The organism is Methylobacterium sp. NFXW15 (assembly GCF_049887755.1).
Lineage (GTDB): Bacteria > Pseudomonadota > Alphaproteobacteria > Rhizobiales > Beijerinckiaceae > Methylobacterium.
The window spans coordinates 181156-195782 of the sequence record NZ_JAGEKG010000001.1; the positions used below are offsets into that span (position 1 = coordinate 181156).

Consider the following 14627-nt stretch of genomic DNA (forward strand, 5'->3'; position numbering starts at 1 on the left):
TAGTTTAGCCGCCTGCATGCTCGTCTTTCTCCTCGCCCGCCGGCTTTCCGTCGTCACGGGCGCGGTGGAGCATGAAGATCGCCGCGACCATGACGATGATCAGTCCGGCGAGGACGCCGAGCTCGATCATCGCCGCCTGGAACAGGGCGTATTTCTCGGGCGGCAGTTCCTTGGCGTGGGTCAGTTCCGAGGATTGCAGAGTAATGACCAACACCCGCCGGATCGAGGCGATGAGCCCGACGATCAAGAACGGCTCGCAGGTCAGTTTGCCCGACCGCATCGACACCCGCACTGTGTGCAGGATCTCGATGATCATGAGCAGGAACAGCAGCCGGTCGACCACTTCCAGGATCTGGTCCGCGCCGCCGAGCGAGCGCAGGGCCTCCCAGGTGAGGACCACAGCTTCCGTCAGCGCCGCCAGCGCTGTGAGGGCCAGGAGCAGGCCGAGCGCCGCGTAGATCGCGTGCTCGGTGTGCAGGAAGATGAAGCTCGCGGCCCGCGTCAGCCGACCCTGATCCTCTTTTTCTTGCTCAGCCATGACGTTCCCCCGTTTCATAACGGTGTAGAGCGCAGCTGAAGGAAGGGAATACCGGTCTCCCGGTCCCGCTGACCTAATGCAGGAACGGAAGGGCGTGCGGTGCGAGGTAGCCGAAGCCCAGCAGCGCCGCGCCCGCGATACCCAGGGCCCCGCCCGCGAAGACGAGGGCGGCGATGCCGGTGATCACCTCGGCCGAGGCGAGCACGATGCCGATTTGGAAGGCGGCCGAAGCCAGTTCGTAATGGTGGTAGCGCAGCAGCGAGAGATCACGGCGATCCTCGGCGAGCTTGGCCTTGGCCGCGAGCTCCTTGCGGCCCTCGCCCGTGGCGGGCTCGGAATCGTAGCGCGCGATGGTCTTCGCCCAATCGGCGCGCTTGGCCTGGATGGCGTCCTGGCTGGTGCCCGGCGGCAGCAGCGCGACGGCCTCGTCGGCGGTGCGGATGACCGTCATGCGGATCGTCCGCGCCTGGAAGAAGGCCCAGAGGTTCGACGCCTCGACATTGGCGCCGAGCGCCTCCGTCTGCGAGGCTTTGCCCAGGGTCTCGCTGAAGGCCAGGAAGAGAGCCAACACCGAGATGAGCAGCGCCACGCGCTTGTTCGAACTTCCCCCAGCCCCGTGTCCACCCGACATCGCTTACCGCTCCCCTCGTGAATCCCGCCGGGGAGACACCCCATCCCGGCAAGAAGCGCAAGGGTCCCGCGCGCGCTCCTACTCCGCAGCGACGCGGGGCGGCGGACGGTGTCCGTCGTTGGAGGCGGACGGGTGGACGTAATCGGGCGCGTCGAGCGGATCGTCGCGCTCGCCCACGAAACGGCCGAGCAGGCGGCCGATGACGCGCGAGAGATCGTCCATCAGCACGAAGATCGCGGGCACGAAGACCAGCGACAGACCGGTGGACACGATGAGGCCGCCGATCACCGCGATGGCCATGGGCGAGCGGAACTCGCCGCCGATGCCGAGCGCCATGGCCGAGGGAACCATGCCCGCCGCCATGGCGATGGTGGTCATCACGATGGGGCGGGCGCGCTTGCGGCCCGCATCGACAATGGCCGTCGTGCGGTCGACACCCTCGCGGATCTGCTCGACGGCGAAGTCGACGAGCATGATCGCGTTCTTCGTCACCACGCCCATCAGCATCAGGATGCCGATGACGACGGGCATCGAGATCGGCTTCTGCACGATGAGCAGCGCCAGGATCGCGCCGCCGATGGAGAGCGGAAGCGAGAACAGGATGGTCAGCGGCTGCAGGAAGTTGCCGAACAGCAGGATCAGGACGCCGAACACCATCATCAGGCCTGCGCCCATCGCGAGCGCGAAGCCTTCGAACACCTCGCCCATCACCTCGGCGTCGCCGGTCTGCTTGATGGTGACGCCCGGCGGCAGGTTCGTCGCCGCAGGTAGCCTCATCACCTGGGAGATGAGTTCTCCGAGGGCATCCGAGCCCTGCATATCGCCTTCAATGGCGACGCGCACGGCGCGGTCGTAGCGGTCAATGGCAGTCGGCCCCTGGCCGAGGCTGATGTCGGCGACGGTGGCGAGCGGTACGGCCTGCCCGCCCTTCACCGGGACCTTCATGGCGCCGATCTCCGAGAGGTCGCCGCGCAGGCGTTCGGGCAACTGCACGCGAATCGGGACCTGCCGGTCCGTGGCGTTGAACTTCGCGAGGTTCAGGCCGATGTCGCCGATCGTGCCGACGCGCACCGTCTCGGCGATGGTGTCGGTCGAGACGCCGAGATCGGCCGCGACCGCCGGCTTCGGGCGGATGCGAATCTCGGTGCGGTCGAGGGGCGCCGTCGACATCACGTTGACGAGGTGGGGCACCTGCGCCGCCTCGCGCTGGAGCCGCGCCGCGACATCGGCCACCACCGCCTTGTCCGGCCCGGCGACGATGAGCGCGAGATCGCGCTGGCCGCCTTCGCGCAGCGCCCAGAACCGGATATCCGGCTCCTGTCGCAGGATCGCGGCGACCTCGGCATCCACCTGCTTCTGCGTGCGGTGGCGGGTGTTCTTCGGCGTGAGGTTAATCGTGAGGCTGGCGAGCCGAACCTCCTTCTTGCCGGGCAATTGCCGGCCGCCATCGACGAAGACGCTCTTCACCTCCGGCAGGGTCCGGATCCGCTCGACCAGCCGGTCGCTCACCGAGATCGTATCGTTGAGCCGCGCGCCGGGGGGCAGTTCGACCACGAACAGGGTGCGGGCCTGATCCTCGGCGGGCAGGAAGCCCGCAGGCAGCAGGCCCGTCGACATGATCGAGGCGACGAAGCAGGCGAGGCCGAGCACCAGCGTGATGTACTTGTGCCGCACCGACCAGCGCACGAGGCGGGTGTAGCCCCGCATCACCGGCCCTTCGTGGCTGTGGTCAGGTCCGTGGTCGCGCAGGAAATAGGCGGCGAGCAGTGGTGTGATGAGCCGCGCCACGAGCAGCGACATGAACACGGCCGCCGCGATGGTAAGGCCGAACTGCTTGAAATACTGCCCGGCGATACCGCCCATGAAGGAGACAGGCGCGAAGATCGCCATGATCGTCGCGGTGATGGCGATGACGGCGAGGCCGATCTCGTCGGCGGCTTCGAGCGAGGCGCGATAGGGCGATTTGCCCATGCGCATGTGGCGAACGATGTTCTCGATCTCGACGATGGCATCGTCCACGAGGATGCCGGTGACGAGCGTGATGGCCAGCAGGCTGACGGCGTTGAGCGAGAAGCCCATCGCGCCCATCGCCCAGAAGGTCGGGATGACCGAGAGCGGCAGGGCCAGAGCCGCGATCACCGTCGCACGCCAGTCGCGCAGGAACAGCAGCACCACGACGACCGCAAGCGCCGCGCCCTCGATGAGGCCCAGCATCGCGGAATGGTAGTTGCCGATGGTGTTGGTGACGCTCGTGTCGATCAGGTCGAAGCGCACGTCGGGATTGGCCGCGTGTAGCGCCTCGATCTTCTTGGCGACGCCGACCGAGACGTCCGCATCGCTCGCGCCCGTCGCGCGGGAGATGGCGAAAGCCACCACCGGCTCGCCGTTGAACCGCGCGAAGGTGCGCGGCTCCTCGGCCGTGTCGGAGAGCGTCGCCAGTTCGTCCAGCCGCACCTTGCGGTTGCCGGGGACGACGATGGACGTCGCGGCCAGGGTGTCGAGGCTTGCGGAGGCGGCGAGCGTGCGGATCGACTGCTCCTGCCCGCCGACCTCGGCACGCCCGCCCGCCATGTCGGCGGAGGTGAGGCGCAGCTGACGGTTCACGTCGGCCGCCGTGATGCCGAGCGACAGCAGCCGGTCGGGCTTGAGGGTGACGCGGACCTCGCGGGCGACGCCGCCGAGGCGCTCGACGCCGCCGACGCCCTTCACGCTCTGAAGTCCGCGCGCGACGACATCGTCCACGAACCACGACAGGTCTTCAGGCGTCATGGCGGGTGCCGAGGCGCCGTAGATCATGATCGGCAGGCCCGCGATCTCCACGCGGGAGATGATCGGCTCATCGATCGTGCGTGGCAGGTTGATGCGGATCTTGGAGATCGCATCCTTCACGTCGTTGACGGCGCGGTCCTGATTGATCTCCAGCCGGAACTCGATGGTCGTGGTGGAGATGCCCTCGGTGATGGTCGAGAGGACGTGCTTCACGCCCTTCACGCCCGCCACCGAATCCTCGACCCATTTGGTCACCTGGGTCTGCAATTCGGAGGGCGCCGCACCCGACTGGGTGATCGTGACGGAGACGATCGGGATATCGATGTTCGGAAAGCGGGTGATCGGCAGCGACCGGAAGGTCACGAGCCCCAGCACCATCAGCACCAGGAACAGCACGATGGAGGGAAGCGGCTTGCGGATCGCCCAGGCGGAAACGTTGAGGCGCATCGTTCGCCCTCAGCGCGCCGCGACCGAGGCGGCGTCGACCGCCCGCACCCGATCGCCATCGCGCAGGAAGCTGCCCGCGCGGGCGACGACCCGCTCTCCGGCGGCGACGCCGTCGCGGATCTCGGTGAATCCCTCGGCCGAGAGGCCGGGTGCGACGGTCCGCGCCTCGACACGCTCGTCCTTCACGACGAGCAGGCTCGCCCGACCGTCGGCGGCGTAGATCAGGCTCGAAACGGGGACGGCGACGCCCTCACGTCGGGCAATCTCGACACTGCCTCGGGCGAAGGCGCCGATGCGCAGGGCCGGATCGTCCGCAAGGCGGATACGCACCTTGCCGAGGCGTGTCATGCGGTCGACCTCCGGATAGACACGGCGGACCTTGCCCTCGACGATGCGCCCCTGATCGAGGGTGAGCCGCGCGGAATCGCCCGCCTTCATCCGAGCGAGCCAAATTTCCGGCACCTCGCCCTCCAGCTCGATCTCGCCGCGGGCGATCAGGCGAAACAGAGGCTCGCCGATAGCCGTCGCCGTAGCGCCGACCCGGGCGGTGCGGCGGTTCACGATGCCCGCTTCCGGCGCGCGAATATCGGTGCGGGCGCGCCGCAACGCGATCTCGGCGCTTGCCGCCCTGGCCGTGGCGAGATCGGCCTTGGCCGCCTGCAATCCGCCGCGGGCGGCAGCGAGGCGGCCGGTGGCGGCTTGTGCGGCGGAGGCGCGCTGCTCCAGGACTGCCGCCGTCGCATTGCCGGTCTTGCTCAGGGTCTGGGCGCGTTCGTTGGAGAGCCGCGCCTCGGTCTCGGCCGCCTCGGCCTGGACGATCTGGCTCTGGGCCTGGACGATAGCCGCCTCGGCCCGGGCGATGGCCGCGACGTTGGAGGCTTCCTGCGTCGCAATCATCTCGCTCGATAGCCGGGCCAGCACCTGCCCCTGGGCGACGCGGTCACCCTCCTCCACCAGCAATTCGGTGATGCGCAGACCCTCGACCTCCGGCGCGACAAGGATCTCGTCGCGCGGCACCAGCGTGCCGGTGACGACGGCGCGCTCCACGATCTCCCGCCGAGCCGCACTCACCACGGTGACCGCCGGGGCGAGCGCAGCGGGCTCCGGCACGGAGGCGGGCTCGACAGCCAAGGCGGGGGCGTTGAAGGCCGGAGCGGCGAGCACCGTCAGGGCCATGAGGCACACGACGTGCGAAGGGCGGATCGTCACGATGAAAGCTCGCTGGCGCCGGGCTGGGGTCACGGGAAGCGTCCTCGCCGATTAGCCCGGCGTTTTGATGGCGGTGTCTTGCCGGGGCACGGCCGTGAGGCCAAGCTGCAACCGGGGCCGTCGCACCGCGTTGATGAAATAACGAGCGCGTTCCGCGGGGAGACCACAATGAGCATCTTCCAGATCAGACAGAAGGACAATGGTGCCATTCTCTGGACTGGCTCTGCCCCGAACGAAGAAGCTGCTCTCGACGCCATGGCCCGCGAAGCGGGATATCGTGATTACGCGGCCCTTCCAGATACGCTGCGTGGCCTGGGTGTTCAGGCCGACAAACTCGACCTGATCTCGTAAGTCTTCGATTCCTCTGAACGGCGGTCGCCCGCTCTTCAGCGCGACCGCCGCGTGTCCCCGCCCTCGGCCAGATCATCGAGGAAGCGAGCGCAGCGCGCCAAACCTTCGGGATCGTGCAGGCTCGCGATGACGGCCGGGTCCAGACCCAAGGCCTCCCGCAGGAGAGCGGGCCAGTCCTCCACCATAGGCCATTCGGTGCGCACGATGGCCGCGCCGAGACGGCGCAGCGCCTCCGCCTTCTCGGTCTGCTCGCCGTAGGCCCGCGGCTCCGGCAGGCACAGGAAGCGTTTGCCGTGCGAGGCTGCGAGCGCGACCAGTCCGTCCCCCCCACCGCCGACGAGAACCGCCGCGTCCGGCATGAAGGCACCCACATCGGCGACCCAGCCGTGCAGTTGGAGGTTCGACGGGCATTCCGCTTCCCCGGTCACGGGGCCGAGAACATGCCACGTCCGCTCAGGGATGGCGCGGGCCGCCGCCGCAAGGGCCGCAAGGGAACCGCCTTCCCCGCCCCGGCCGAACACCACGACGATGTCCTGCCCGTCTCGCGTCGGCGCGGGCGCGGCGCCTCCGAGAAAGCCCGCATAGAAAGTTTTGTCGCGGACCCAACCCGGCGTACCCGGGGCGTCGAGAGTCGCCGGGAACGGAGCCAGCACGCGTGTCGCGCTGCGGAAGGCTTCGAGGTGCGGCCGGTCGTTCCGTTCGCCCGCGAGCCGCATGACCACGGTCGGCACTGAAAGGAGCCGTGCGAACAGAGCCACCTCGACGGAGACATCGACGACGATCAGCGCCGGGTCCGTCCGCTCCACCCAGGCGGCGATGCGGGCCATGCGCTGGCGCAAGCCGGGATGGCGCAGGGGCGCGTAATGGAACGCTTCCGGCCGCGCGGCCTCACCGTCCTGCCCATCGAAGCCCGCGCCCTCGGCGAGGGGCCGGTCGTCGGGAAGGTCGAGGATATCGAGACCGGCGGTGTCGAACCCGGCCAGGGTGCCGATGATCGTGCAGGGCCGCCCAAGATGCGCGGCGACGGCGCGGGCGCGCTGGAGATGGCCTACGCCCTGGTGATGGACATACCAGCCGATGCCGCGCGTCACGCGGCCTTCCTCGCGGATGTCTTCGTGGTCTTACCGCGCCGTTCGATCTCCGCCGCCAGCGACGCGAGGTCTTCCAGGGCCGTATCGATGTCACAGACCGGAGCCGGCGGCGTGCGCGTCCCGATCAGCCGGTCGGCGCGCTCCACGAAGGCGATGACGTTGGGGCATCCCGTGGCGAGCACCGCCGCGAGGTCGCCCGCCCCGAGCCCGATCTCGGCGCAGGCCGCCTCGCGCTCCGCATCGGGAAGCGTGAAGGCGCGGCGCAGCGCCGCCCTGCGCAGGACCAGAGCCTCCCAGAAGGCGGCCTCCGGAAGCAGGTAGGCTTCGCCGTCGGCGGCGCGGGCGCGACGTTCCATCTCGGTGGCCATGCCGCCCGAGACCCGGCCGTCGCGGCGGGCCGAGACCAGCACGCTCACCTCCGGGCAATGGCGCAGCCGGGCACCGCCATCGCGCATCAGGCCAACGAGGGCATTGTCCTCGCCGCAGGGCAGCGGCGGCAGGCCGCCCACGGCGCGGTAGAGAGAAACCGGGAAGGCGAGGCTCGCTCCGGTGTGGTCGCCGTGGCGCGGTGCCGGATCGTGGGGCGCCGGATCGAGCAGTTCCTCAAGCCGTCGCACGCCCGCCCAATAGCGCTCGACCCGTGCATTCAGGTCGGCCACGGCCGGGGCGATCGCCTCGTCGCCGTCGATGATGAGACGGCCACCGACGATCTCGGCCTTCTCCAAGGCCCGCAGGTTGGCGGAGAGCCAATGGGACGGAAGGCGCGCATCCGCGTCGGTGGTGAGCAGGATGCCATCCTCGCCGCCCTGTTCGAGCCACGCCGCGCCCTCATCGAGCGCCATGCGCCGGGCCGTACCGACATGAGCGTCGGCGCCTTCCAGAACGGCCTCGACGATCCGCAGGTTCAGCCGGTCGAGGCGCCCGGCCTCCTCAGCGGCACGCACGGCCTCGACCGTCCCGTCGGTGCAGTTGTTGGCCAGAACGACCACACGGACCTGCCCCTCGACATCCTGGCTCGCCAGGGTTTCGAGGAGGAGCGGCAGGCGCGCGGCCTCGTTACGGGCCGGCACGCAGACGACGCAGGGACGCATCATGGCGGGAACCCCTCAGCCGCGCCCGCCGGCCACCCGGCGCAGGCTCGGCCGGGCGCGCTCGGCCGCCTGGGCGACCACCTCTTCGTAGATCTCGAAATACCGGCCGAACATCTCCTCGGCGTCGTAGAGCGCCTCGGCCCGGTCGCGGCAGGCGCGGCGGGACAGGCCCGCAGCGCCCCGGATCGCCTCGGCGAGGCTCTGCGCGTCGTCGGGTTCGGCGAGACGACCGCAGGTCTCGTCCAGGATGTCGGGCATGGCGCCCCGGCGGAAGGCGGCCACGGGCGTGCCGCAGGCCAGCGCTTCGGCGACCACGAGGCCGAAGGGCTCCTCCCAGCGCGGCGACACGATCGCCACCCGCGCCCGGCCGAGATGGCGGGCCAGATCGCGATGGGTGAGATGGCCGAGATGGGTGAGGTCGGGCCCGAGCCGGGGGGCGATCTCCTGCTCCCAGTAGACGGGATTCATCTTGGGCCCTGCGAAGACCAGCGGCAGACCGGCAGCGCGGGCCGCGTCGATGGCGAGGTGCAGGCCCTTTTCCGGAACGATCCGGCCCGACCAGAATGCATAGGCCGGATCATCGGGCGTGGCGCCATAGGCGAAGGTCGACAGATCGACGCCGTTGCCGACCACCTGGGCGTGGGGGACGATCTCCGCCCATTCCTGAGCCAGTGAGGCGGAGACGGCGAGGAAGGCCATGTCCGGATCGGCCTCGACGACGCCCTTGGTCAGGCTCTCGAAGGGCGGCGTGTGCAGCACGGTGACCCACGGAATCCCGAGGCGTGCGCTCTCCTGCAGCGGCAGGGCATGCAGCGAATTGTTATGGACGAGGTCGAACCCGCCCGCCGCGACACGATCCATCATCTGGCGGTAGGCCACGGCCTCGGCGCGGTCGATCTCGTCTTCGCGCTCGGGATTGGCGACGGCGCAGCCGGTCGGCTCACACAGCATGACCGGCTCGAGGGCAGGATCAGAACCCTTGCTCGCAAACAGAACGACCTCATGTCCGCGCCGACGCAGGGCGGCCGTGAGAAGATGCGTGTGCATCTCGAGGCCACCGGCATGCGGTTGACCGATCGGATACTTGAGATGGGCGAGGACAGCGATCTTCACGCGCGCACCGATACGGTTGTGTGAGATGACGACGGGCCTGCCGGACGTACGAGACGAGAGGTAGGTCTGTGGCGAGTTCGGCGGTTATCCGCTCATGTTGTTATGGACAAACCCGCCAAGCCCGGAACCGAAGCACCGCACAGGACAAGCATGCCGGAACGGTTTAGCCGCCCGGGTCTGAACGATCGATGATCGTACCGGTAAAGCGAACGTTCAGGTGTGGGCCGCTCCAGACCACCACGCCGGACGAGACGAACGCGGGGCGATTTCAAGCCTTTTCGTCATGGCGCGCAGGACGGAACGAGGGCGGCGGAGCGCTACCCGAACGCTCCTACCTCGTGCTGGATCATCCCGGAAATCTCCCGCACCTGCGCGAACATTCGCCGGATCGGCTGGAACAGGGTGGCGTGCTCCGTCTCGTAGGTACCGGTATCGCGCGGGCCGGCGGGCTCACCGAAGTTGAGGCCCAGCGTCGGATCGGGCTCGTTGGGGAAGATGGCGTCGAGCATCGTCAAGCACCCGTCGATGTCGAGGCGCAGGAACCGCTCCAGCATCTGCTCGCGGGAAAGGCCCGCCTGCGGCCGGAAACCGGGGATGTGCACCGCCAGGAACCAGATCCGGTGGATCAAGGCGAGCCGCAGGGCGTGGAGCAGGGTCAGACGGGCCGACATGCCATTCAGGTCCGGGGCGGCGGCGCGCAGCGCCAGCCAGTCGCGGGTGAGACGCCCGAACAGGCGGCGGAGGTCCGGTGCGAGATCGAGCCGTTCCAGGGCGCCCGCGATCACCACCAGTTCGTCCCGGCGAAAATCCTTCTGGGTCCGGCGGGCGCGCTCCAGCCAGACGGCCGGATCGAGCGTGTCGATATAGGCACGCAGCACGTCGAGATCGCCGACGGAGGCCGCGTATTGCACGAGCCGGAAGGCGCGGGAGAACCGCAGCGAATCCCGCCGCATCTCGCGGAACAGGTCCGGCCCCCTGCCCGCCGCCCGGCCGAGCCCGTGTAGCGAATTCGCCAGGAAGCCGAGCTGGTGCAGAATCGCGTTGTTGGGAATCGCCCGCATCTGGCGGGGATGGGTGATCCGCGCCGGGCCGCCCGAATCGGTCTGGCGGGCCACGGGGCGCGAGCCGGTCCGGTCGAGGAGGCTGGGGCCGAACGTGCCGAGCAGCGCCGCATAGCCCGGCTCATCGACCAGCGCTTCCATGTCCTGCCGGACGACGGTGAAGAACTCGAGGGCGAAATCGGGCTCGGAATAGATCGGATCGTCAGCTGGGTCGCCGCCCTCCTTCGCATCGTCCAGGGCATAGCCCGCGAAGGCGTCGTCCTCCGCCACGTCGAGGGCGAAGACGTGCTCGGCGATGCGCGCGACGCTGGCCTGGGCGAGTTCGCGCGTGCCGAACAGCAGATAGCCGTCCGTGCCCTGGAAGCTCGATTCGAGCCGCACCATCAGCCCCGCCTTGCGGGCGCGGTCGCGGGCATCCTCCGGGGCGAGATAGGCGAGCCGATCGCGCAGCGAGGTCGGGTGCGCGCCCCGGCCGATCGATTCGCCGTGCGTGTCGAAGATCGCGAGTTCGACATCCGACAGGCCATTCTGCACCAGCATCTCGGTGATGCGCAGGCGCAAGCGCTCGATCCAGAAGGTCGCCGCGAGCTGGCCGACATAACGGCCCGAATCCGAATAGCCGAACTGCACGGTCAGGCGGCCGATGCGCTTGAGGTAGGCCCGCCAATGCGGGTTGCGCAGGGCATCGTCGAGGACGCGGATCCCCTGCTCGAGGGCGCTCGCCGTCTCGAAGAGCGGCGTGATCTCGACCTTGTCCGCGATGCCGTAATGACGCGCGAGCCACAGGGCCGCCAGCAGGGTGTAGCCGGTCTCCGTCTCCGCGATCAGGAAGCGCACCGGGTGGGTGCCATCCACGTGCTTGAGGATCTGCGTGATCGTCATCATCAGCCGAGCGGCGGAGGCACGCTCGGCGGCGAGCGCGCCGAAATCCACCGCGACGGGCGTGACGTGGTTCAGCAGCGTGTGGATCGTGGCGAGGTGCGAACGGCGCTGGGCGGCATCGGTCGGCTCGCCCTCCAGCTCGATCACCCGGCGCACGGCGTTGTGGATCTGCGAGGCGTTCAGCCGGAAATGCGGCAGGGCGTTCGACAGGCCGTGGGTCTCGACCCCCGCCCGCAGCACCGCGATGGCCCGCCTGTCGGCTTCGTCCTCCGCGCCGGAGAGGGCGGCATCGAGGGCAGCGACCAGCGGGGCGGCGTCGGTCTGCGCGCGCTCGCGCTCGATGATGAGGGCCAGGGCGAAGCGATGCACCGCTTCGAGGGACGGCTTGTCCCCGAGTCGCGGCGCGACGGCGAGCTGCCGGTTCACCGCGCTCAGCGCGCCCTCCGCGAGACCCCGCGCCTCGCGGGCGGAGGGGACGGCGGGCAACTCCCGGAGAACCCGGTCGAACTGCATGCGCTTCGAGATCAGGCGGTAGCGCACCGTGTCCCACCAACCGATATCGGTGCGCCCGTCGGTGTCGCAGCCGACCCAACTCGCCACCGCGAAAGGGCGCGGACGGAGGTCGGACCAGCGATCCGGCCAGCGCGCGCGGGCGGCATCGAACAGGGCGGCGTTGAACGCATCGAGGGCGAGGCGCGCATTGTTGGCGGCGGCGCAGGCCTGATCGAATTCGAGATCGAGGCTGACCGGCGAATCCGGTCGCGTGGACAGGGCGGCGGCCTTGGCGATAGGCTCGGCCCTTGCCGTCGAGCCGGGCAGGCCCGCTGCCTGCGCGAGCAATTCTGCCACGGCGCGGGGCATGCCGAAGGTCGGGTGGGCGGTGAACACCACGGCGAAGGCGGTGCGGTGGATGAAAGCCGCGAAATCCTCGAAGGCGCCGGTCTTGTCCGGCACCGCCGAGACGAGGGCGGCCGCGACACCGGTATCGGCCCGCTGGCCTAGGCCGACATAGTCACGAAGGCGCTGCGCCCGCGCATCCAGCGCCTCGGCGCGAAGCCGCTCGAACAGCCCGTCGAGATCTCCGTCCGCGATCTCGCCCCGGTCGAAGGAGCGCGTGATGGCGAGTGTCACGGCCAGGACCGGATTGCGGAACGGATCCTCGCTCGCCTGCTCCCGTGCCGACTCGATCAGTCCGAGCAGATGCGCCTCGAGCTCCTCGGGACCGCGACCGACCTGCTGCATGTTCCACCCTCGTTGCGCGTCCGCCACCCGGCACCGGTTACGCAAGGAGCGTTCCGGCGCCGTTGTCGGGTGACGGGCACCCCGCATGGCGTTATCACTGGCGCCCTGATGGAGCGACTGCTGATCTTCCTCGCCGTCCTTGTTCTCATCGCGGTGGGGGCGATGGTGGCCGTGATGGCCGCCCGTGGCCGCCGCGCGCCGCTGCAGATGGATAGCGACTTCCACCACGACGACACGGACCTGCTGATCGGCCCCCTCAGCCGTCGCCGGGAGAGTCCGATCGACCGCAATGCGGAGGTCATCGACATCACTCCGGACCCACGCCCTGCCGAGGCCGCATCGCGCGGAGGCGAACGGTGAGGGCTGGTATCGGGTCCATCCTGCTCCTCATGGCAGCGGTGAACGCCGCGCAGGCCGCGCCCGGCGGCGCCGTGCAAGCGTGCGGCGCTCAGGCGGCGCGCTACGAGAATGGCCAGGGCTTCACTCTGTCCGTGATCCGTTCGGGCGAGGTGCGGATCGTCAATCCCCTGCGCCCGCTCACGCCGGAGGTCACGCAGGTGCTGGAGGTCGCGATCGGGGGCAAGCGCGCCACCGCCTACGGGCCGGACTTCACCAGCCTGCGCCGGGGCGGATCGCCGGCGGCGATGCAGGGCAGCCTCGGCGGGCCCATCACCTGGGAGACGACACTTCCGCCGTTGCCCGCCACCCTCGGCATCGTGGCCGAGGACGGGGCCCCGCTGGCGGACTTGTCGTTCAAACTGTGCGAGACGCCACCGGCGCTCGCGCCGGAGCCGCAGGTGGCCAAGAAGAACGGCAAGACGCAAAAGGCGTCCGGCGAGGGCGGCAAGAAGGCCCAGACGAAGGAAGCCCAAGGCAAGAAAGCTCCGGCAAAGCCGGAGAAGACGCCCCAGGGGTTCACCATCCCCCAGGGCGCCGTCAGCGAGTAGAATTCGCAGTTACTTCTGCTTGGCGATGATCTTGTCCTTGATCCCGTCATAGACGCTCTGCGGGATGATCTTCTTCTGCACGAGCTCGTCCTTACCCTTGTAAGGCCGCCCCTTGATGATCGCAGCGGAGCGTGCCGCACCGATGCCGGGGAGCTTGTCGAGCTCTTCCGCGCTGGCGCTGTTCAGATCGAGCAGGGGCGCCTTGGCGGCGTTCGGCGCACCGGCGACCGGGGCACTCGGCGCCATCGGCTTGGCGGGAGCGGTCGGCGCCGTCGTGGGGGCGGGCGCAGGCGCCTGAGCCAAGGCGGGTGCGGCCAGCAATCCCGAGAACAAGGCGAAGGCGCGGAGGGTGGACGAAGTCTTGGAGGAAGCCATGGGGTTACTCCTGGCAATGACGGCCCGCCCTGCGGAACCGTTGCCCCACTTGTCGGCCCTGCGATTTGAACCCTCGCTTAACAGATTTTTCGACTCCACCCCGTGGCTAGGCCCACACCCTACCAAATGATGACGACGGCCGTTGCTTCCACTTGTAGATAGATGGCTCGCTTGTTCGGTAATGAGCCGGGTCAACGGCACACGCTTCGATCAAAACGGGGAATCGGGAGGATGGTCTACGTCACCGACGCCAATGGGCATGTCACCCATCTGGGGCGGCATTGGCGCCAATTGACCGGTCAAACCCTGGCCGAAGCGCGCAATTTTGGATGGGTGAGCGCCCTGCACCCGGAGGACCGCGACCTCGTGCGACGTCTCGTCGAGGAGGCGATCGGCACCCTGAGCAGTTTCTGCGTGCGGTACCGCCTGCGCCGCCCCGATGGCGAATTTCGCTGGGTGATGTCCGGGGCAGTCCCCTCCTTCGGACCACCGGGCCGGACCTTCCTCGGCTTCCTCGGCTCGCTGACGCCCCTGGACGAACCGCCCGGCGACATCACCAAGGCGGATGGTCAGTTGCGCCCGCCCGAGCCCCCCTGGCAGGACGGCTCGCCCCTGGAGCAGGCCGCCGATTATCTTCTGGCCGCCCATAGCCTGATCGCCCGATCGGGCCGCCCGGCGACGCTGCAGGCCGTCGAATCCGCCCTGCGGCGCCTGGGCGAGGAGCTGGCCGAGGAAACACTGATCGACGCTTCGGCCCATGCGGATCTGCGTTGACGCATCCGCCGGTGTGCGGCAGCGCCGAGTGCTCTAGCCAGGCGGGGGCGTCATCGCTATAAGCGCCTACTCATCCGTATCCTGCGGTGTGCATGGCGGCTCCCCG

13 protein-coding genes are annotated in these 14627 nt (G+C 69.1%); 4 read left to right on the forward strand and 9 right to left on the reverse strand.

The features are described 5' to 3' along the window. Positions 1–4: 4 nt before the first annotated feature. The 4 genes from J4O73_RS00890 to J4O73_RS00905 all read right to left on the reverse strand — a co-directional run bounded on the left by J4O73_RS00890 (position 5) and on the right by J4O73_RS00905 (position 5561). Positions 5–538, reverse strand: coding sequence for a phosphate-starvation-inducible PsiE family protein (locus J4O73_RS00890; RefSeq protein ID WP_426214038.1), 534 nt, complete (start codon positions 536–538; stop codon positions 5–7). A gap of 73 nt (positions 539–611) precedes the next feature. Beyond that, complete coding sequence (locus J4O73_RS00895; RefSeq protein WP_426214039.1) at positions 612–1169, reverse strand: DUF4337 domain-containing protein; 558 nt, start codon at positions 1167–1169, stop codon at positions 612–614. A 78-nt stretch (positions 1170–1247) separates the two neighbouring features. Continuing rightward, on the reverse strand, positions 1248–4385 hold the full coding sequence (locus J4O73_RS00900) for an efflux RND transporter permease subunit (RefSeq protein ID WP_426214040.1): 3138 nt from the start codon (positions 4383–4385) through the stop codon (positions 1248–1250). A gap of 9 nt (positions 4386–4394) precedes the next feature. Next, on the reverse strand, positions 4395–5561 hold the full coding sequence (locus tag J4O73_RS00905; RefSeq protein ID WP_426214843.1) for an efflux RND transporter periplasmic adaptor subunit: 1167 nt from the start codon (positions 5559–5561) through the stop codon (positions 4395–4397). A 201-nt stretch (positions 5562–5762) separates the two neighbouring features. Between J4O73_RS00905 and J4O73_RS00910 the strand changes: the two genes are divergently transcribed. Beyond that, positions 5763–5945 carry a hypothetical protein gene (locus tag J4O73_RS00910; RefSeq protein ID WP_426214041.1) on the forward strand — a complete coding sequence of 61 codons (183 nt, stop codon included), beginning with the start codon at positions 5763–5765 and terminating at the stop codon, positions 5943–5945. Positions 5946–5980: 35 nt separating this feature from the next. Here J4O73_RS00910 and J4O73_RS00915 read toward each other — a convergent pair whose 3' ends face one another. The 4 genes from J4O73_RS00915 to J4O73_RS00930 form a co-directional block, all read right to left on the reverse strand. After that, a complete protein-coding gene (locus tag J4O73_RS00915) occupies positions 5981–7036 on the reverse strand; it encodes a glycosyltransferase (protein ID WP_426214042.1) in 1056 nt (351 codons plus the stop codon). Beyond that, positions 7033–8130, reverse strand: a complete 1098-nt coding sequence (locus tag J4O73_RS00920; protein ID WP_426214043.1) for a glycosyltransferase — start codon at positions 8128–8130, stop codon at positions 7033–7035. Before J4O73_RS00920 ends, J4O73_RS00915 begins: the two co-directional genes overlap by 4 nt. Positions 8131–8142: 12 nt before the next feature. Next, positions 8143–9240: a glycosyltransferase family 4 protein gene (locus tag J4O73_RS00925; RefSeq protein WP_426214044.1), complete on the reverse strand. Its 1098-nt coding sequence runs from the start codon at positions 9238–9240 to the stop codon at positions 8143–8145. 317 nt (positions 9241–9557) lie between these two features. Continuing rightward, positions 9558–12425 carry a phosphoenolpyruvate carboxylase gene (locus tag J4O73_RS00930; RefSeq protein ID WP_426214045.1) on the reverse strand — a complete coding sequence of 956 codons (2868 nt, stop codon included), beginning with the start codon at positions 12423–12425 and terminating at the stop codon, positions 9558–9560. Between the two features lie 69 nt (positions 12426–12494). On the opposite strand from J4O73_RS00930, the gene J4O73_RS00935 reads away from it, so the two are divergent. Both J4O73_RS00935 and J4O73_RS00940 read left to right on the forward strand, forming a co-directional pair. After that, a complete protein-coding gene (locus J4O73_RS00935; protein WP_426214046.1) occupies positions 12495–12785 on the forward strand; it encodes a hypothetical protein in 291 nt (96 codons plus the stop codon). Further along, positions 12782–13372 (forward strand): hypothetical protein, encoded by a 591-nt coding sequence (locus J4O73_RS00940; RefSeq protein WP_426214047.1) that lies wholly within the window; start codon positions 12782–12784, stop codon positions 13370–13372. The genes J4O73_RS00935 and J4O73_RS00940 overlap by 4 nt, the downstream gene beginning before the upstream one ends. A 9-nt stretch (positions 13373–13381) precedes the next feature. On the opposite strand, the gene J4O73_RS00945 is transcribed toward J4O73_RS00940, so the two are convergent. Beyond that, positions 13382–13747: a ComEA family DNA-binding protein gene (locus J4O73_RS00945; protein WP_426214048.1), complete on the reverse strand. Its 366-nt coding sequence runs from the start codon at positions 13745–13747 to the stop codon at positions 13382–13384. A 231-nt stretch (positions 13748–13978) separates the two neighbouring features. Between J4O73_RS00945 and J4O73_RS00950 the strand changes: the two genes are divergently transcribed. Continuing rightward, the gene (locus tag J4O73_RS00950; protein ID WP_426214049.1) at positions 13979–14521 is read left to right on the forward strand and encodes a PAS domain-containing protein; all 543 of its coding nucleotides are present in this window, start codon (positions 13979–13981) and stop codon (positions 14519–14521) included. Positions 14522–14627 lie beyond the last annotated feature (106 nt).